This window comes from Pseudoduganella sp. UC29_71 (genome assembly GCF_042693265.1).
Taxonomy (GTDB): Bacteria; Pseudomonadota; Gammaproteobacteria; order Burkholderiales; family Burkholderiaceae_D; genus Rugamonas.
Genome location: NZ_CP170549.1, coordinates 2,043,327 through 2,062,259 on the forward strand (window position 1 = coordinate 2,043,327; position 18,933 = coordinate 2,062,259).

At 67.7% G+C, this 18,933-nt stretch carries 16 protein-coding genes; 4 read left to right on the plus strand and 12 right to left on the minus strand.

The window, feature by feature from the left end:
- Positions 1 to 15: 15 nt before the first annotated feature.
- The 4 genes from ACFJI2_RS09005 (at position 16) to ACFJI2_RS09020 (ending at position 3,131) form a co-directional block, all read left to right on the plus strand.
- A complete protein-coding gene (locus ACFJI2_RS09005; protein WP_107872298.1) occupies positions 16 to 480 on the plus strand; it encodes a MaoC family dehydratase in 465 nt (154 codons plus the stop codon).
- Positions 473 to 925 (plus strand): MaoC family dehydratase, encoded by a 453-nt coding sequence (locus ACFJI2_RS09010; RefSeq protein WP_377704693.1) that lies wholly within the window; start codon positions 473 to 475, stop codon positions 923 to 925. Before ACFJI2_RS09005 ends, ACFJI2_RS09010 begins: the two co-directional genes overlap by 8 nt.
- A 10-nt stretch (positions 926 to 935) precedes the next feature.
- Entirely contained in the window at positions 936 to 1,502 is a 567-nt protein-coding gene (locus tag ACFJI2_RS09015) for a YdcF family protein (protein ID WP_377704694.1), read from the plus strand.
- A 249-nt stretch (positions 1,503 to 1,751) separates the two neighbouring features.
- Positions 1,752 to 3,131 carry a polysaccharide lyase family 1 protein gene (locus ACFJI2_RS09020; RefSeq protein WP_377704695.1) on the plus strand — a complete coding sequence of 460 codons (1,380 nt, stop codon included), beginning with the start codon at positions 1,752 to 1,754 and terminating at the stop codon, positions 3,129 to 3,131.
- Between the two features lie 19 nt (positions 3,132 to 3,150).
- On the opposite strand, the gene ACFJI2_RS09025 is transcribed toward ACFJI2_RS09020, so the two are convergent.
- From ACFJI2_RS09025 to ACFJI2_RS09080, 12 genes are all read right to left on the minus strand, one after another.
- Entirely contained in the window at positions 3,151 to 4,074 is a 924-nt protein-coding gene (locus ACFJI2_RS09025) for a diguanylate cyclase domain-containing protein (protein WP_377704696.1), read from the minus strand.
- Complete coding sequence (locus ACFJI2_RS09030) at positions 4,071 to 8,597, minus strand: PAS domain-containing protein (protein ID WP_377704697.1); 4,527 nt, start codon at positions 8,595 to 8,597, stop codon at positions 4,071 to 4,073. Before ACFJI2_RS09030 ends, ACFJI2_RS09025 begins: the two co-directional genes overlap by 4 nt.
- A 138-nt stretch (positions 8,598 to 8,735) precedes the next feature.
- Positions 8,736 to 9,995 carry an acyl-CoA dehydrogenase family protein gene (locus tag ACFJI2_RS09035; protein WP_377704698.1) on the minus strand — a complete coding sequence of 420 codons (1,260 nt, stop codon included), beginning with the start codon at positions 9,993 to 9,995 and terminating at the stop codon, positions 8,736 to 8,738.
- 10 nt (positions 9,996 to 10,005) lie between these two features.
- Positions 10,006 to 11,085: a phosphotransferase gene (locus ACFJI2_RS09040; protein WP_377704699.1), complete on the minus strand. Its 1,080-nt coding sequence runs from the start codon at positions 11,083 to 11,085 to the stop codon at positions 10,006 to 10,008.
- A 142-nt stretch (positions 11,086 to 11,227) separates the two neighbouring features.
- Positions 11,228 to 11,812 carry a prepilin-type N-terminal cleavage/methylation domain-containing protein gene (locus ACFJI2_RS09045; protein WP_377704700.1) on the minus strand — a complete coding sequence of 195 codons (585 nt, stop codon included), beginning with the start codon at positions 11,810 to 11,812 and terminating at the stop codon, positions 11,228 to 11,230.
- Positions 11,813 to 11,837: 25 nt separating this feature from the next.
- Positions 11,838 to 12,536, minus strand: a complete 699-nt coding sequence (locus tag ACFJI2_RS09050) for a type II secretion system protein (RefSeq protein ID WP_377704701.1) — start codon at positions 12,534 to 12,536, stop codon at positions 11,838 to 11,840.
- An 11-nt stretch (positions 12,537 to 12,547) separates the two neighbouring features.
- The gene (locus ACFJI2_RS09055) at positions 12,548 to 13,288 is read right to left on the minus strand and encodes a hypothetical protein (protein WP_377704702.1); all 741 of its coding nucleotides are present in this window, start codon (positions 13,286 to 13,288) and stop codon (positions 12,548 to 12,550) included.
- The gene (locus tag ACFJI2_RS09060; RefSeq protein WP_107979972.1) at positions 13,275 to 13,736 is read right to left on the minus strand and encodes a hypothetical protein; all 462 of its coding nucleotides are present in this window, start codon (positions 13,734 to 13,736) and stop codon (positions 13,275 to 13,277) included. The genes ACFJI2_RS09055 and ACFJI2_RS09060 overlap by 14 nt, the downstream gene beginning before the upstream one ends.
- Complete coding sequence (locus ACFJI2_RS09065) at positions 13,733 to 14,404, minus strand: hypothetical protein (RefSeq protein ID WP_377704703.1); 672 nt, start codon at positions 14,402 to 14,404, stop codon at positions 13,733 to 13,735. The genes ACFJI2_RS09060 and ACFJI2_RS09065 overlap by 4 nt, the downstream gene beginning before the upstream one ends.
- Entirely contained in the window at positions 14,401 to 16,014 is a 1,614-nt protein-coding gene (locus ACFJI2_RS09070) for a hypothetical protein (protein ID WP_377704704.1), read from the minus strand. The genes ACFJI2_RS09065 and ACFJI2_RS09070 overlap by 4 nt, the downstream gene beginning before the upstream one ends.
- Complete coding sequence (locus tag ACFJI2_RS09075; protein ID WP_377704705.1) at positions 16,011 to 17,219, minus strand: type II secretion system F family protein; 1,209 nt, start codon at positions 17,217 to 17,219, stop codon at positions 16,011 to 16,013. The genes ACFJI2_RS09070 and ACFJI2_RS09075 overlap by 4 nt, the downstream gene beginning before the upstream one ends.
- Positions 17,219 to 18,931 (minus strand): GspE/PulE family protein, encoded by a 1,713-nt coding sequence (locus tag ACFJI2_RS09080; protein ID WP_377704706.1) that lies wholly within the window; start codon positions 18,929 to 18,931, stop codon positions 17,219 to 17,221. Before ACFJI2_RS09080 ends, ACFJI2_RS09075 begins: the two co-directional genes overlap by 1 nt.
- Between the last annotated feature and the right edge of the window lie 2 nt (positions 18,932 to 18,933).

An 18,933-nucleotide genomic window follows, 5' to 3' on the forward strand; every position in this document is an offset into this window, starting at 1 on the left:
CCAAGGAGAGGCTGCATGAAGAAATGGTATTTCGAGGATTTCACTGAAGGCCAGGAGATTGTGCTGGGCGGCCGGCTGGTGACGGAAGAGGAAATCATCGCCTTCGCCACCCAGTTCGACCCGCAGCCCTTCCACATCGACCACGAGGCGGCGGCGCGGTCCATCTTCGGCAGGCTGGCCGCCAGCGGCTGGCATACCTGCAGCATGATGATGCGCATGGTGGTGGACGGCATCCTGAACGACTCGTCCAGCATGGGTTCGCCGGGCCTGGACAGCATCCGCTGGATCAAGCCGGTGTACGCGGGCGACACGCTGACCGTGACCTACCTGACCAAGGAAGTGCGGCCGTCGAACTCCAAGCCCGACCGGGGCGTGGTGGTGTCCGTGTGGAAGGCCACCAACCAGCACGGCGAGCTGGTGGCCACGGTGGAAGGCATGGGCATGTTCGGCCGCCGGCCGGCGGGAGCGGCGCATGCGTGACATCGCCACGCTGGAGGAAATGAAGACGCTGGTGGGCCAGGAGGTGGCGGTGTCGGACTGGTTCGACATCACGCAGGAGCGCGTGAACCGGTTCGCCGACGCCACCAGTGACCACCAGTGGATACATGTGGACGTGGAGCGCGCCAAGCGCGAATCGCCCTTCGGCGGCACCATTGCGCACGGTTTCCTGACCTTGTCGCTGGTGCCTGCCATGCTGGAGAGCGCGCTGCGCATGGCGGACATGAAGATGGGACTGAACTACGGCCTCAACAAGGTGCGCTTCCCCGGCCCGGTGCCGGTCGGCAGCCGCCTGCGCGCGCGCATGACCATCCAGTCCATCGCCGACATCGAAGGCGGCGCGCAGGTGGAGTGGGGCGTGGTGATCGAGCGCGAAGGGCAGGACAAGCCGGTGTGCGTGGCCGAGTTCGTGATGCGGCGCTACTGATGCGGCGCCGATGATGTCCCGAGACTTGCAGCGCATCGCCGACTACGTGATGCCGGCGTTTCCGCCGGCGCCGTCCGATCTCGGCTTCCTGTTCGGTACCCGCCACGGCGTGGCCGAATTCTGCGAGGCGGCGCATGCGCTGTGGCTGGGCGGCATGTTCAAGCGCCTGCTGGTCTCCGGCGGCGCCACCGCCGGCCAGCCCCGCCCGGAAGCGGAAGTCATCGGCGAGCGGCTGGTGCAGCTGGGCCTACCCGAGTCCGTCCTGATACTGGAAACGGCCGCCGTCAACACCGGCGAAAACGTGCTGCTCGGCCGCGCCCGGGTTGCGCAAGCCATGGACGCCCCCGCCATCCGCAGTGTGCTCGTCATCGGCAAAGTCTGTTCCACCCGGCGCTACCTGATGACCTTGCAGCGCCATTGGCCGGGCTTGCGCATGTCGGTCTGCCCGGTCAACTATTTCGGCGTGCCGGCCGAGCGCTGGCACGAGCACGACGAATTCCGCGCCCGCGTCCTCGGCGAGTTCGACAAGATCCCCCGCTATCTGGCCCAAGGCTACCTGGACGATATCACCGGCTGAGCGTATTTTTTTAGCTGCGCGACAGCCAAGCCGGTCGGAATGGGATAAAGACCGGCATTGCAGGCGCGTCCGCGCTTGCAGAAAGATAGTGTTGCATGCAACTGGAGAAACATTTTCCTTGATGTTAAACCGCCGGAAAGAGGTTGTATGATGTCTGTTGACTGGGGGCGCTGATGTCCCTGGCGACAACAACAAGGGAGACAAATCTTGGCATCGAAACACATTGTGATTGCAAGTGTGGTGGCGTTATTGTCCTCAACCGCAGCAGTGCAGGCGGCCGACTGGCCGTCCGGGTATTCGAAGTGCGCCGACGAGGGAGGCACCTGCAAGGCGGGCAGCAGTGCGCGTCCGGTATCGTTCGGCATCAAGGACAAATTCGTCGTGAAGTCGCTGTCCGGCGATATTCCGTGCACGGTGGCGTCGTTCGGCGCCGACCCATACCCCGGCATCAACAAGAAGTGCGCGGTCGGCCCGGTGGGTGGCACCACGCCCACCGATCCGCCGCCGCCGACCGATCCGGTGCCGGGCGGCGACGCCAGCACCGAGGCGGCGCCGGCCAGCGGCTGGGCGGGCAGCAACGGCGGCACCAGCGGCGGGGCGGCGGCGCCGGCCACGGCCATCTACAAGGTAAACTCGCCCTCGCAATTGCTGGCCGCGCTCAAGGCGCAGGGCAATAATCCCAAGATCATCAAGCTGTACGGCACCATCGACATGGCGGCGGCCGACAACGGCGGCCCGTTCGCCAGCACCAGCGACCAGTCCACGCGCAGCCAGATCAAGGTGGGCAGCAACAGCACGCTGATCGGCATGGGCAGCGACACGCGCCTGGTGAACAGTTCGATTTCCATCAGCGGCGTGCAGAACGTGATCGTGCGCAACCTGACCATCGTCAATCCCTGCGACGTGAACCCGGTGTGGGACCCGAACGACGGCAGCACCGGCAACTGGAACTCGGAGTTCGATGGCGTGGTGATCAGCAACGCGAAAAACGTGTGGATCGACCACAATGTGTTCACCGATGCCCCCGTCACGGACGACACGCTGCCGATCAGCAACGGCAAGGTGAAACAGTGCCACGACGGCGCGCTGGACGTGAAAAACGGTTCGGATTACGTGACCGTGTCCCACAACCGCTTCGAGCTGCACACGAAGAACAATCTGATCGGTTCTTCAGACAGCACCACCAGCGACGATGGCCACCTGACCGTCACCTTCAACAACAACCACTTCCTGCATGTGTCCGAGCGGGCGCCGCGCGTGCGTTTCGGCAAGGTGCACGTGTATAACAACTACTTCGAGGGCAGCCGTTCGCACGCGGTCTATCCGCACCACTACAGCATAGGCGTGGCCTACCTGGCCAAGATCATTTCGCAGAACAATGCGTTCGATATCGCCGGCGCCACCAGCTGCACCAACATCCTGACCAACCCGGGCACGGCCAGCAAGACCGGCGCGATCACCGATACGGGTTCGCTGCTGAACGGCGCGGCGCTGAACGTGGCCGGGCAGTGCAGCTTCAGTTCCTCGGTGGGATGGAGCGTGCCCTACACGGTGCAGCTGCTGTCCGCCACGGCCGTGAAGCAGGCCGTGCTGAGCAACGCCGGCACCGGCAAGCTGACGGTGCAGTAAGGCCTGCGTGTCCGCCGGCTCAGTCGGCGGCGGACATGCAGAAGCGGTTGCGCCCGCTTGCCTTGGCGCGGTAGAGCAGGGAATCGGCGGCGCGTATCAACGTGCTGGCGTCCTCGTTTTCGTCCGGCAGCGCGGTGGCCACGCCCATGCTGACGGTGACCTGTTCGCTCACCGACGAGGCCTTGTGCGGAATCTGCAGCAGCCGCACCTCGTCCAGGATACGCTGCGCCACCACCTGGGCGCCGTCCGCGCCCACCTGCGGCAGCAGGATGATGAATTCCTCGCCGCCGTAGCGCGCCAGCAGGTCCGGCGGGCGCCCGGCGCAGCGCCGCATGGCCGCGCTCACCTGCTGCAGGCAGACGTCGCCGGCCTGGTGGCCGTAGGCGTCGTTGTAGTTTTTGAAGTGGTCGATGTCGATCATGATGACCGCCATCGAGGCGCCGGAGCGCGCGCAGCGGCGCCATTCGTTGTCCATCGCCTCGTTGAAGCTGCGGCGGTTGGCCACCCCGGTCAGCGCGTCGGTCAGGGTCAGTTCGCGCATGGCGTCGGCCTGGCGCTTCACGGTCAGCTGGGTGCGCACGCGGGCGCGCACCACGGCCACGTTGAACGGCTTGCTGATGAAGTCCACCGCGCCCGCTTCCAGCGCCCGGGTTTCATCCTCGGGCGTGGTGAGGGCGGTGACGAAGATGACGGGAATGTCGCGCACGGCGGCCGAGGCGCGCAGCGCGCCGCACACCTCGTAGCCGTCCATGCCGGGCATGACGGCGTCCAGCAGGATCAGGTCCGGCTGTTGGTTGTGCGCGATCTGCAGCGCTTTTTCACCGCTGAGGGCAAACAGCACGTCGTGCTCGTCGCGCAGCGCGTGGTGCAGAATCTGGATATTCTCCATCGCGTCGTCGACGATCAGGATGCGTCCGTTCATCGCCAGGTCGCTCCAGCTCATGCAGTGTCCTTTCGCTTCAGCATATCTTGCACCAATTGTTCGGCGGCCGCGAAATCCAGCGTTTCCACGGCGTGCGCCAGGGCCACCACTGCTTCGTGCCGTTGCTGGTCCAGCGACGGGCGCAGCGACTGGAACTGCGCCAGCGCTTTCATATTGCTAGTCTGTAGCAAGCATAGCAGCTCTTCCAATGCTTGCGGAAGGTCGGCGCCGCCCGCCGCGGCGGCGGCCGCCGCGTTCGCCGCGGGCAGGGGCAGCGGCAAGGTGCGCGCCGCCTCGGTCACCACGCTGATGGACTGGTCCAGCGCGGTCAGCAAAAAGGCCAGGTCGGTTTCGCGCGCCTCGTGCAGCGCCACTTCGGCCTGTGCGCTGAGGCGGGCAATGTCGCCAGCGCCCAGGTTGGCCGCCACGCCGCGCAGGCGGTGCAGCAGCTGGGTGGCGGCGTGGTGCTTGCCGCCGGCCAGCAAGGTGCGCACCTCGCCCACCGTGCCGCCCTGCGAATTCTCAAAGCGCTTGAGCAGGCCCACGAAGGCCGGGTAATTGCCCGCCAGGCGCTTGAGCGCCGCCTCCAGGTCGATGCCCGGCAGGCTGGTCGGCCTGTCCTCGGCTTGCGGCGTGCGCCAGCTGTCGTCCGGCGCGGCGCGGCCCGGGCGCAGCGGCGCCAGGCGCAGCAGCGTGGCCAGCAGCTCGTCCACGTCGATCGGCTTGGGCACGTGGGCGTTCACGCCGGCCTCCACGGCCAGCTGGCGGTCCTCGTCCAGCGCGTTGGCGGTCATGGCGATGATGGGCAGCTCGGTCAGCCCCATGGCGCGCAGCCGGGCGGTGGCGTCGTAGCCGTTCATGACCGGCATCTGCAGGTCCATCAGCACCGCGTCGTAGCGCGTGGGGTCTTGCTGCAGCAGTTCCACCGCCACGCTGCCGTTGCAGGCGATGTCCACCCGCGCGCCGGCGTGCAGCAGGATGTACTGCGCCATTTCCTGGTTGATCTCGTTGTCTTCCACCAGCAGCACGCGCATGCCGGCCAGGCGGCCGGACAGCGGCGTGTGCGCCGGCAGGGCGGACTGGCTGGCCGTGCCGGCGCGCACGGCGATGATGGTCGAGAGCAGGCGCGACGGCGTGGTGGGCTTGGCCAGGACGGTGGCGATGTGCAGGCTGTCGGCGATGGGGATCAACTCCTCGGTGTAGTGGTCGGGCGCCATCATGATAGTGGGCGGCAACAGCAGGGTATCGTCGGTGTGCGCCTGGGTCAAGAGCGAAATGCCGTCCAGGTCGGGCAGGCCGGCGTCCAGCAGCAGCAAGTCCAGCTGCGGCGCGCCGCTGGCGCGCGCCAGCTTGCGCAGCTGGGCCAGCCCGGCCTGGCCGCTGTCGGCGCGCCACACGCGCCAGCCCAGCGCCTGGCAATGGCGCGTGAGCATGTCCAGCACGGTGGCATTGTCTTCCACGATCAGCACGCTGAGCCCCTCGACGGGGGGCGGCAGCGCGTGCGGCGCCGGCATGCCGTGCACGGCGCGCTCCATGGTGCAGGTGAAGCGGAAGGTGGAACCCTTGCCCAGTTCGCTGTGCACGCTGATGCTGCTGTCCATCAGGTCCACCAGGCGGCGGCAGATGGCCAGGCCCAGGCCGGTGCCGCCGTACTGGCGGCTGGTGCTGTTGTCGCCCTGCGAAAAGGCCTCGAACAAATGCGCCTGCTGCGCCGGGCTGATGCCGATGCCGGTGTCGCGCACCGCGAATTCGAGCTTGGTGGCGGTGGCGGTGCAGGCCAGCTGGCGCACCGACAGCACCACTTCGCCGTGCTCGGTGAACTTGACGGCGTTGCTGGTGAGGTTGAGCAGCACCTGCTGCAGCCGCATGGCGTCGCCCAGCAGCTCGAGCGGCACGTCCGGCGCCACGTTGAACACCGGTTCCACGCCCTTGTTCCAGGCGGTCTGGCCGACCAGCACGCCGAGGTTGTTCAAAATATGGTCGAGGTTGAAGGGGCTGTGCTCCAGCTTGAGCTGACCGGCCTCGATCTTGGAGAAGTCCAGCACGTCGTTGACCACCGCCAGCAGCGACTGCGTGGCCAGCTGGATCTTGCCGACGTAGCTGCGCTCGCGGCGCGCCAGCGGCGCTTCCTCCAGCAGCCGGGCCAGGCCGATGATGGCGTTCATCGGGGTGCGGATCTCGTGGCTCATATTGGCCACGAAGGCGCTCTTGGCGCGGCTGGCCGCCTCGGCGCGGTCGCGCGCGCGCACCAGCTGGTCGTTCAGGTCGTGCAGGCGCAGTTCGGTGCGCTTCAGTTCGGTCACGTCGGACACCATCACGAAGAAGCCGCGCGCCTTGCCGTCCTCGTCCAGGTCGGGCAGGTAGTTGGCCCACACAAAGTGGGATTCGCCGCTGCGGTCCGGACGGTCCTGGTAGAAGCTTTGCGGCTGGCCGGCCAGCACGGCGTCGATGCGCTGCCGGTTGCGCCGGTACAGCTCGCCGCCTATGACTTCGGTCAGATGGGCGCCGATGACCTGGTCTGTGCCCAGGCCCATGAATTCGATGAAGCTGCGGTTGGCGAAGCGGCAGCGCAGGTCGCGGTCCCAGTAGGTGACCATGGCCGGCACGTGGTCGGTGACGGTGCGGATGAAGGCGTTGCTGCGCGCCAGGCTGAGCGAAGTGGCGCGCAGCACCTCGTCGGCGCGCTTGCGCTCGGTGATGTCGATGGCCATGCCCAGCAGGTGAGTAACGTTGCCGTGCTCGTCGCGCAGCGCCACCTTGCGCGTGTTGAGCAGGCGCACCGCGCCATCGGCCGCCGTGATTTCTTCCTCGTCGATCTCCACCACGTCCTCGGCGGCCAGCACGGCGCGGTCGGCGCGCGCGAAGGCGGCGGCCTGCTCGGCGGGGAAGAAGTCGAAGTCGTTCTTGCCGAGGAATTGCGCGCGCGGCCGGCCCAGGATCAGCTCGCTCTGGCGGTTCAGCATTTCAAAGCGCAAGTCGGCCGCCCGCTTGACGAACAGCATGGCCGGCATGTTCTCCACCACGGACTTGAACAGCTGCTTGGACTGGCGCAGCTGGGCCTCGATATGCTTTTGCGGCGAGATGTCCACCAGCAGGCCGGTGATGCCTATCATGCGGCCGGCCGCGTCGCGCACCGGGAAATAGCCGGACAGCCAGTGGCACACCTGGTCCGGCCGGCCGGGCGCGGTGCCGGTCATCTCGATGCCGGAAATGGCCTCGCCGGTGGCGATCACCTCGCGGTAGTCGCGCTCCACGTCCAGCCGCACCTGCTCGTCGCGGATCACGTCGCCGAAATGGCGGCCGATGTGGGCCGAGACGGGCCGGCCGTTGATGGCGGCCAGGTAGTCGTTGATCATGACGATGCGCAGGTCCAGGTCGACGAAACTGAGGCCCACCGGCGCGCTGGCGTACACGTTCTCCAGCAAGGCCTTGGACGCCGCCAGCTGGGCGGTGCGCTCGGCCACCAGGGTTTCCAGCTCCAGCCGGTGGCGCTGGATGTCGCCTTCCACCTGCACCAGCGCCTGGGCCACCTCGTCCGCTTCGCGGAACGTCATGACCGGCAGCGCCATCGGCACGCCGCCGGCCAGCGCGCGCGCCGGCTGCATCAGGCCGGCGATGGAGCGGGCGATCTGGCCGCCCATCAGCCAGGCCAGCACGATGCCGATCAGCAGCAGCAGGCCGACCGCCGCCGCGATCAGCGGCACCGACGGCAGCGCCGCGTCGGCCATGGCCTGGTGTTCCGGCATGCCCACGCCCACCGCCCACTGGCGCCCGGGCAACAGGCTCAGGCCGGCGAACACGGAGTAACCGTCGCGCGACTGGGTCAGCAGCGCGCCTTCGCCTTCGCCTTGCAGCAGCGCGCGCGATTTTTCCGATACCGGCTTGCCGACAAAGCGCTCAGGGTCCTTGGTGCGGTCGACGATGATGCCGTCCGCGCTGATCAGCGCAATCATCCAATCGGGCGCCAGGCGCTGGGCCGCGGCGGCGTCGGCCAGGCGGCTCGGCTTGAGCACGGCGGTGAGCACGTACCGGGCCTGACCGTTGCGCAGCACCGGCACGTCCACCGCCACTTCGGGCTGGTGCGGCGCGTCCTTGCGCGCAATCAGGGATAGAGTGGGGCGCGCCAGGGCGACGGCGGGCGCCAGGCGGGCGGCGTTGTCCGCCGGTTCCGGCGCTGCCGCCGCCGCGCCGGCCTGGCGCAGCACACGGCCGCCCGTGTCGCTCAGCATCAGGCGCTGCACGGGCAAGCGGGGGCGCAGCTGGCCGGCGGCTTGCGCGGCGAAGGCGTCGAGCTCGCCCAGGTCCAGGCTGGGCGAACTGGCCAGGGCTAGCGCCACGCCTTCCGCAGCGTCGATGTCGTGGCCCACGGCGGCGGCCAGGGTGCGCGCGGTGGCCAGCGTGTCGCGCTGGATCTGAAACTGCTCGCGCTGGTAAAAGTGCTGCACCAGCACGCCCAGGCCGATCACCGACGGCAGCGCGCAAGCCAGCACCAGCAGGGCGATCTGCGAACGTATGGATGGCAGCTTGGCTGAAATTTGTCGCACTGCATGGCCCCCGGAGAGCGTGGTTAGCGCTCTGATCATAGCCGAGTGCTGCGCTGCAACCAAGCAAATTGTCCAGGACCGCGGCAAGCTGCCGCCCCGGCGCAACAGCGCGGGACGGCGGCCGGGGCGGTGCCGGGATCAGCTGCGGGTCACCGGCAGGCTGAGGTCTTCCCTGAGCGGCAGGTGTTTGGCCAGTTCCAGCTTGGCGATGGCGTTGCGGTGCACCTCGTCCGGGCCGTCGGCCAGGCGCAGCGTGCGGTTGCCGGCCCATTGGTAGGCCAGCGGGAACTCGTCCGACACGCCGGCCGCGCCGTGCGCCTGGATGGCCCAGTCCAGCACTTGCTGGGCCACATTCGGCGCCAGCACCTTGATCATGGCGATTTCCGCTTGCGCGCCCTTGTTGCCCACCGTGTCCATCATATACGCGGCCTTCAGGGTCAGCAGGCGCGCCGTATCGATCTGGATGCGCGCTTCGGCGATGCGCTCGCGCCACACGCCCTGTTCGGAAATGCGCTTGCCGAAGGCCACGCGGCTGTGCAGGCGCTGGCACATCAGCTCCAGCGCGCGCTCGGCCACGCCGATGGCGCGCATGCAGTGGTGGATGCGGCCCGGGCCGAGGCGGCCCTGGGCGATCTCGAAGCCGCGTCCCTCGCCCAGCAGGATGTTGGCGGCCGGCACGCGCACATTGTCGAACACCAGTTCGCAGTGGCCGTGCGGCGCGTCGTCGTAGCCGAACACGGGCAGGGGCCGCACCACGGTCAGGCCGGGGGTATCGGCCGGCACCAGTATCATCGACTGCTGCTGGTGGCGCGCCGCGTTGAAGTCGGTCTTGCCCATGGTGATGTAGATCTTGCAGCGCGGGTCGCCGGCGCCGGAAATCCACCACTTGCGGCCGTTGATCACGTACTCGTCGCCGTCGCGCTCGATGCGGGTCTCGATATTGGTCGCGTCCGAGGAGGCCACGGCCGGCTCCGTCATGGCGAAGGCCGAGCGGATCTCGCCGCGCAGCAGCGGCTCCAGCCATTGCTGCTTGTGTTCTTCGCTGGCGTAGCGCTCCAGCGTTTCCATATTGCCGGTGTCCGGCGCGGCGCAGTTGAAGACTTCCGGCGCCCAGGGCACGCGGCCCATGATCTCGCACAGCGGCGCATAGTCCAGGTTGGACAGCCCCTCCGGCGCGCGCGTGGACTTGGGCAGGAACAGGTTCCACAGCCCCTGTTCGCGCGCCAGCGGCTTCAGCCGCTCGATCAGCTCGGTGGGAATCCAGCGGTTGCCCTGTTCGCGGCCGTTGCGGTCCACTTCCTCGTGGAAGGCCTTTTCGTTGGGGTAGATATGCTGGTCCATGAAGGCCAGCAGTGTGGTTTGCAGCGCTTTGCAGCGGTCCGAGTAGTCGAAATCCATGCCGGTCTCCTTAGATTGGTTTGCCGGACGCATAGGCCCAGGCCAGTTCCGCCATCGGGCGCGCCATCTTGCCCGACTCCAGCGCCTGCGCGCTGGCGGCCGTGCCGTCCACATAGCGTTTCATGATGCCTTGCATGATGCTCGCCAGGCGGAACATATTGAACGCCAGGTAGAAATTGAAGTCTTCCAGGCGGATGGTCTTGCCGGTGCGCTCGGCGTAGCGGGCGATGTACTCCTGCTGCGACGGGATGCCCAGCGCCTCCAGGTCCAGCCCGGCGATGCCGCGGAACTGGCCCGGCTCGATGTTCCAGCCCATGGCGTGATAGGAGAAATCGGCGAACGGGTGGCCCAGCGTGGACAGTTCCCAGTCCAGCACGGCCAGGATGCGCGGCTCGGTGGGGTGGAAGATCATATTGTCCAGGCGGTAGTCGCCATGCACGATGGCGGTGTCGTCGCCGGGCGGGATGTTGTTGGGCAGCCACGCGATCAGCCGGTCCATCGCTTCGATGGGCTCGGTCTGCGAGGCCAGGTACTGCTTGCTCCAGCGCTCGATCTGGCGCTGGAAATAGTTGCCCGGCTTGCCATAGTCGCCCAGGCCGATGGCCTGGTAGTCGATGCTGTGCAGCTGCGCGATGACGCGGTTCTGCTCGTCGTAGATGGCGGCGCGCTCGGCCGGCGTCATGCCGGGCAGGGCCTGGTCCCACAGCACGCGTCCGTCCACGAATTCCATCACGTAGAAGGCGCGCCCGATCACCGATTCGTCGGTGCACAAGGCGTACTGGCGGGCGGCGGGGAAGCCGGCCTTGTTGAGCGCGTCCATCACGCGGTACTCGCGGTCGATGGCGTGGGCCGAGGCCAGCAGCTTGGCGGCCGGGGCCGGCTTGGTACGCAACACGTAGTGCTGCTGCGCGGCGCCGCTGCCCTTGCTCAGCTTGAACGTCGGGTTGGACTGGCCACCCTTGAATTGCACCACCGCCAGCTCGCCCTCCGGATAGCCTTCCACATGCTGGCGCAGGTAAGCATCCAGCGCCGCCACGTCGAACTGGTGGCGTTCGGACACTGCTTTGGTGCCCATGAATTCCTCAAACATCGCGTCTCCTGCGTTGGGATAGTTGTTTAATTCTATCGCATAAAAACGAACGCGCGTACTTTTTTGTGTCGCGATATAGCGAACTGAGCCGCATTCGGGGTCTGACCCCGAATGCGGCTCAGAGCGCTTGAGGTTCGGGTGGTCAGAAGAAGATCGCCAGGCGGGTGACGATGGCGCCGGTGTTGGTGTAGGCCGTCACGCCCGGGGCGACGTTGGCACGCACGGAGCCGGTGTTGGGCTTGCCATCGTCCAGCTTGGCGTCGATCTGTTCGGCCACGGTGTCGGGCAGGTTGTCGATGCGGATGCCGTTGCCGCCGCGCCCGCCCACCACGTCGTTGTAGAGGTAGACCGCGCCGCCCATGGCGCTGGTCATGAAGTCGGTGCTGCCGTTGTACGAGCCGGTGATGAAGCCGGCCAGCGCCAGGTGCTGCGGCGCCAGCTGGTATTCGCTGATCTGGCCGTCGCCGTTGCCGTTGCCGGTGGCGCCGGGCACGTGGGTGGTGGCCAGCGGGTCGTCGCCGGGCAGGGCGCGGAATTTGTCCTGGTAGGCGTTCACGGCCGAGGTGAGCGAGTTGGTTTGCTGGATGATGTTTTTCACCTTGGCGCTGTCGATCAGGCTCTGGCCCTTGAGCACGCCGCCCAGCAGCAGGCCGATGATGACCAGCACGATGGCGATTTCTACCAGCGTGAAGCCGCGTTGGGTTGGGCGTTGGTATGACTTAGGCATGGCAGTCCTTTCTCTGTTGCGAATCTTAGGGCAGCACCTGCGCCGCGACCATGCGGTTGAACAGGATGTTGGGCGATACCCACACCACCATGTCGTCGAACTCGCCGCCGGGCAGGGCGCGGTTGTCGCTGGCGTTGCGGGCCATGAAGTTGGTGTCGGCGCTGAAGTTGTTCTGCTCGTCCTCGTTGCTGCGCGAGCCGTTGTTCTGGCGCAGGCCGGCGTCGCTGGTGGCGCCGTAGCCGTTCTTGCCGTGTGAGAGGATGACGGCGGGGATGTCGGCCGGCGCCGTGGCGGCGGCCAGGTTGCCCAGCGCGTCGCGCGTGTAGATGGTGATGTCGCGCGCGGTGACCAGCTTGAAGCGGTTGGCGCTGTCGGCGAAGGCGGGGGTCACGCTGTAGCGGTACAGGTGGTTCCAGGCGTCCAGCCGGGGCAGGCCGAGCGTGGCCCAGGGCAGGTAGCCTTCGCGGCGCTCCTCGGTGCAGCGGTTGCCGCTGCGGTCTTCCTGGCCGTCGCTGGCGGAGACGGCGGGGCAGGGCAGGTAGCCGTAGCGCACCGCGAAGCCGACCAGCGCTTCGCGCGCTTCTTCCAGCGCGCGCTGGGTGTCGGCCGCCTTGCGCTGCTCGATCTGCATGCTCAGCGGCGTGAGCAGGCCGCCCACCATGAGGCCGACGATCACCAGCACGATGGCGATTTCGACCAGGCTGAATCCGCGTTGCTTGTGCATGGCGCGCCTCATCAGTTGGGCAGCGTGCGTGCGCTGCGCATGCGGGCGTAGATCGGTTGCAGGGTGAGCCAGGCCAGCTGGTCGTCGAACTCGCCGCCGGGCGCGTTCGGGTCGCTGCTGGCCACGCGCGTGACGAAGTGCGTGGTGGCGCTGGCGTTCAGGCTTTCGTCGTCGTTGGCCGCGCCGGCGTTGGCTTGTTCGGCGCCGTCGGCCGTGATGCCGAAGTTGTGCTTGCCGTGCGAGAGTACCACCAGCGCGGCGCAGCGGGTTTGCGCGCTGCAGGCGGGGCCGCCGGCCACGTAGTGCAGTTCGCCGTCCGCGCCGCGCTGCTGCACGGTGCGGGTGGCGGCGGCCGTGGCGGGCTGGTAGTCGTAGCTGGTGAAGACGGGCGTGACGCTGTAGCGCAGCCGCTTGCCCCAGGCGTCTTCGCCGGCGATGCCGAGCGCCACCCAGGGCAGGTAGCCGGTGCATTGCTCGTCGCTGGCGCAGGGCAGCGGCTGCTCGCGGCCGTCGGTGGCGGAGATGGCGGGGCGCGGCAGGCGGCCGTTGGCGGCGGCGAAGCCGGTCAGCGCGTCGGTGGCCTGGGCCAGCAGCAGTTGGGTGCGCTGCACGCGCCGGCGTTCCACGGTGTTGGCGCCGAAGGCGGACATCAGCAGCGACGATCCCGCCAGCGCAAGCACGGCGAGCAGGATCAGCAGCACGGCGCCGGCCTGGCGCGACGCGGCGCGGACGGGCGGCTTACTGGCCCGCATTGCTGATGCTCCCCGTGGCTTGGTCATAGCTCTGGCCCGGTTTCAGCGTGACCTGTTTGCCCGACGGCAGGCGCAGCGACACGGAGCGGTCCGGCAGCACTTTGCCGTCGCGCTCGGACAGCGGCGCGTCGTTGAGCCAGACCGTGGTCTGGCCGTTGCTGCGCTGGATCACGCCGTTGAGCTGTATCGGCGCGGGCGGCGAGGGCGGCAGGGCCGGGCCGGCGGTGGGCTGGCTTTCGATGGCGCTGCCGTCGCGCCGCGCGTCGAGCAGCGCGCGTTCCTGGGGCGTAGTGAACAGGCGGCCCAGACTACGCTGGCGCGCCGGTACGGGCTGGCCCTGCGCGTCCAGCGGGCCGGCAGTCAGCGGCCCGGCCGCAACCGCCAGCAGGAAGGTCAGCAGGAACGCAGGCAGCAGCGCCGGCAGGACCCGGGTCGCGGGACGCGTCATTGCGGCCTCCATTGCTGGGCGACTTGCGGCGCGGGCGCCGGCGTGAGGGTGAGCCAGTTGAGGGTGCAGTCGGCGCTGAGCGTGGGGGCGAGCGGAGCTGGCGGGCCGCTGGCGGTGCGCTTGATGCTGCACTCCTGGGGGCTGTAGAAGCTGCGCTGGTGCAGGTCTTCCAGCAGCACGAACAGGTCGCCTTCGTGCAGCAGGTCCATGTGCAGGTTCATGCGGCTGCCGTGCAGGCGGTAGCCGCCCAGTTCCATCGCGCCGTCCATCTGCACAGGCTGCTGCGGCTCCAGCTCGTACGTGATGGGCATGAGCTTGCGCTGTTCCTGGATCTGGCGCATGGCGTCCACCCAGTCGAGACGGTTTTCCTGGCCGATCAGCCCGCGCTCGCGCAAGGCCGCGTACTGGGGCTGGTACAGGCGGATTTCGCGTTTCTCGGTTTCGGCGTTGAACAGGCGATCGCGCGCGCCGTTGCGCTTTTGCTGCGCCCAGGCCTGGTAGTCGCGCGCCTGGTGCCAGTACCAGCGGCTGGTGGAGACGGCCGTGATGGCGACTGCGACGGTGAGCACGAGGACGATCACCTGCAGCCGGATCAGCGCGAATTCGCGCAGCCAGTAGGGCAGCACGGTCTTGCGCGCGGGCTTGGCTTTGCGGGAGGCGGAACTCATGGCGCGAGACTCAGGTTAAGGACGAACTGGGCGGGCTTGTCGCCGGCGGCGGGGCCGGTGCGGCCGCTCAGTTTGACGGAAGGACTGATATCCAACGCCGTGCGTTCGATGGCCACCGTCAGCTTGGGATTGCGCGCCAGTTCCTGGGCGAAGATGTTCATGCTGTCCAGGATGCCGCGCGCGTTGTTGGGCAGCAGGGCCACTTCGGCTTCCACGCGCAGGGTCTGCGGCGGCTTGGACGGGATGCCAAGCACGCGCGAGGGGAGCGGTATCGCCCCCGGCTCGGCGGCGGCGCCAGCCATGCCGGAGCCGCGCGTGCCGCCGGCCGCGCCGCCCGCGCCAGCGGCCGGCAGCGCGCTCGCGGACGGGCCGCCGGCGGCAACGCGCCAGTCCAGCCGCACGATCTGTACCTGTGGCACTTTGTCGAGCGCGGCGCTGAGCATGGACATCATCTCGATGGGCGCGGGGGCCTGCGTGGCCAGCAGGCGCTCCACGGTCACGGCCGCCTTCATATTCGCTGTCGGCGCGAGCGATGGCGGCATGTCGGACATGCTGACCTTGTAACTGGCATCGTATCCGGCCGCTTCCAGCACCAGCCGGCCGCCTTCGCGCTGCGCTTCCGCGTAGCTCCACACATTCACCGCCGCCCATAGCAGTCCGCACGCGGCCACCGCCGCGCTGGACGCCTTCAGCGCCTGCCGTATCCGCCACAGCCGGTAATAGCGGCCGTCTTCGCCCAGACGGTAATGGCTGGCCGGCTGCGTGCGCGCCAGCAGTTCGAGGAACATGGGATCGGCCAGCGGCGCGTTCTCGTCGCGCAGCGCAATGCCCGCCAGGCCGGCCGCTATCGCCAGCGGAATGAAGTGGTAGACCGTCTCCGGCCCGCTTTCGCACTGGCCGCTCCAGCGCTCCAGCTCCTGGTCCTGCGCCACCATCACGGCGTGCAGCTGCTCGCCGCGCTCGATCAGGCGCACGCTGACCAGGAACTGCTGCGTGCGCGCCGTTTCGGTGCCGGCATTGACCGCCGCGCCTTCGCGGTCCACCGGCAAGGTCAGGCGGCTGAATTTCAGGCGGCCATGATGGAAATAGCTTTGCCGCACGCCCGCCGTCTCCTGCGTCACCAGCAGCAGGTGCTCGTGTTCGCGGCCCAGGCCCAGCCTGTCGGCCAGCTCCTCGCTCAGCAGCGGTACCGAGTACACGCCAGCCAGCGGCGTTTTCAGCAGCTCCAGCGCCTCGGTCCACGGCAGCAGCAGCGCCGGATTGGTCAGCGCCGACGCCAGCACGATATCGTCGCGCCGTCCATCGTCCGAGCGGCCCTGCCTGGTGGCCTGGCGGTACGGCGTTTCGCGGTATTGCTGCAGCAGGCGCCGCTCCAGCAGGTTGCGGCCTGCCTTGCCGCCCACGTGGGGCAGCAGCAGGCGCTGGAAATCCTCCTCCACGATATCGGCCAGCAGCAGGGCGGGCGTGCCGGGATGATGGTGCTCCAGATAGTCGAGGAAGGCATCGACGCCTGCGCGGGTGGGGACGAAGCTGGCCGGGCCGCTCGGGCGGCCGGATTCCCACAGCCAGGCGTCCAGCCGCTCGCTGCCAAGGTAGAGGAGGTGTCTCATAACCGGATGCTGCTGATGGTGTCGTAGATCGGCCCCAGCACCGACAGCATGATCCAGCCCAGCAACAGGCCCAGGGTCACCGTCATGGCCGGCTCTATCATCGCTTGCGCGCGTTCTATCATGTCCTTCACTTCGCGGTCGTAGAAGTAGCTGGCGTTGTGCAGCGCGCGGTCCAGCGCGCCGGTGGCTTCGCCCACTTTCAGCATGCGGATCACCAGCGGCGGGAAGATGCCGGTGTGCTGGAAGGCCGCCGTGACGCTGTAGCCTTCCGATATGAGCTGCGCCGCGCGCCGCAGGCCCGCCGCCACCACGCGGTTGCCGACGATGCCCTCGGACAGCCGCAGGCATTCCAGTATCGTGATGCCGGACGCGTACATCAGCGCAAAGAAGGTGGCAAAGCGCGCCAGGATAATCTTGTGCAGCACCGGCCCGACCAGCCAGATGCGCAGCTTGAACGCGTCGAAGGCGTAGCGCGCGCGTTCGCTGCGCTCCAGCCATATGCGCAGCCCCACCCAGGCCAGCACCGGCAGCAGCAGGATGGCGTACCAGAACCGGATGAACACGCCGGACACGGCGATCAGCGCGCGCGTATGCAGCGGCAGCTCGTTGCCCATGTTTTTGATGAAGGCCGTCAGCTGCGGCACCAGGTAGATCATCAGGAAGAAGGTCACGCCCAGCACTACCAGCGCCACCACGGCCGGGTAGGTGAGGATCTTGCGCGTGCGCACGGCCAGTTCGTCCTGCCATTTCAGGCTGTCCGACAGGTTCTTGAATACTTCGGCCACCTTGCCGCTTTGTTCGCCGGCGTGTATCAGGCTGGTGAACGTGCGGTCGAACACTTCCGGGTGCGCGGCCAGCGCGTCCGACAGTTGCAGGCCGCCTTCGATGCTCTCGATCAGCGCGGTCAGCACTTCGCGGAAGCGCGGGTGCTGCTCCATGCTCTCGCGCAGGTCGTCCAGCCCGTCCAGGATGGGCACGCCGGCGCCCGTCATCTGCTCCATGTGGAAGCAGAAGTTGATCAGGTCCGCGCGCGTGATGGCGCGCCGGCCCAGCACCAGCAGCTTGTCGCGCGTGACCGTGTAATCGATCAGGTCCAGCTCCATGCGGCCCAGGCGCAGCTCCAGGTCCGGCACGTTGGCCGCGTCCATATTGCCCGGCAGGACCTGGCCGGCGTTGTCCATGGCGGTGTACAGATAGTGCGGCATCAGCTCAGCCTGTCGGTCAGATCGACCACGCGCGAGACTTCCTCCAGCGTGGTCACGCCTTCCAGCACGCGGCGCATGCCGTCGTCCACCAGCGTCTTGAAGCCGGCCGCCTGCGCCGCGCTGCGCAGCTCGCGCGCCGAGGCGCGGCGGCCGATCAGCTCATCCAGCTCGGCGTTCATCTTCAGCAGTTCCATGATGGCCAGCCGGCCCTTGTAGCCCTGGTGCGCGCAGCGCTCGCAGCCGACCGCGCGGTACAGTGTTGCCGGATGATCGCCGCGCGCGTCCTCGGCCAGGCCCAGCAGGCGGCGCTCGACCGCGTCCGCCGTGAACGGCTCGCGGCAGTGCGGGCACAGGCGGCGCACCAGCCGCTGCGCGATCACGCCGATGATGTTCCCGGCCATCACGTCCGGCGCGATGCCGATGTCGAGCAGGCGCGAGACCGAGCCGATGGCGGAATTGGTGTGCAGCGTGGAGTAGACCTGGTGGCCCGTCATGGCGGCGGCAAAGGCCATTTCGGCGGTTTCCTTGTCGCGCACTTCGCCCACCAGGATCACGTCCGGGTCTTGCCGCATCATGGAGCGGATGCCGTCGGCAAAGCCCATCTTGGCCGACTCGTTCACCGACGTCTGGCGGATCATGTTCATCGGGTACTCCACCGGGTCTTCCAGCGTCATGATGTTGACGCTCTCGGTGTTGATGTGGTTCAGGATGGAGTACAGCGTGGTGGTCTTGCCGCTGCCGGTGGGGCCGGTCACAAGGATCACGCCGTCCGGGCGGGCGATCATCAGCTTGAGCAGGGTCAGTTCGTGCTCGTCCAGGCCCAGGCCGTCCAGCGGCACGATGCCTTTCTGGCGGTCCAGCACGCGCAGCACCAGGTTTTCGCCGTGCGTGGTGGGCTGGGCCGAAGCGCGGAAGTCGATCTGGCGGCCGGAAAACTTGATCGAGATGCGGCCGTCTTGCGGCGCGCGCGTTTCGGCGATGTTCATATTGCTGATCACCTTGAGCCGCACCGCCATGGCCGGCCAGTAGGATTTGTGCAGGCTGCGGATCTGGCGCAGGATGCCGTCGATGCGGTAGCGGATGCGCAGGAAGCTCTGCTCGGGCTCGAAGTGGATGTCCGAGGCGCCGTTTTGCACCGCGTCCGCCAGCAGCGCGTCGATCAGGCGCACCATGGGCTGGCTGTATTCGTCGCTCAGGGTACCCATGCTGGCATAGTTCACTTCGCCGGTCTCGATTTCGTGCAGGATGCCGTCGATGGAGAGCTCGAAGCCGTAGTACTGGTCGATGGCGCGCTGGATGTCGGACTCGTTGGCCAGCATCGGCGAGATGGTGATGCCCTGCACCAGCATGGCGTTGATCTGGTCCAGCGCCACGATGTTGCTGGTGTCGGACATGGCCAGCACCAGGTTGTCGGTGTCGCGCTGGTAGACGATGGGGAACACGCGGTAGCGCTTGGCAACTTCCTTGGGAATCAGCTTGAGGGCGATGGCGTCCACCACCAGGCTGTTCAGGTCTGCGCTGGGCGTGTGCAGGTTTTCGCTGAGCGCCTCGCGCATGGTGGCCTCGGTGACGAAGCCGAGCGCGATCATCATTTTGCCGAGCGGCTCGCCGCTGCGCTTTTGCTCGATGAGGGCGATGCGCAGCTGGTCTTCGCTGATGACGCCTTTCTGGATCAGCAGCTTGCCGAGGGGGATTTTCGGGGTGTCGGGCATGG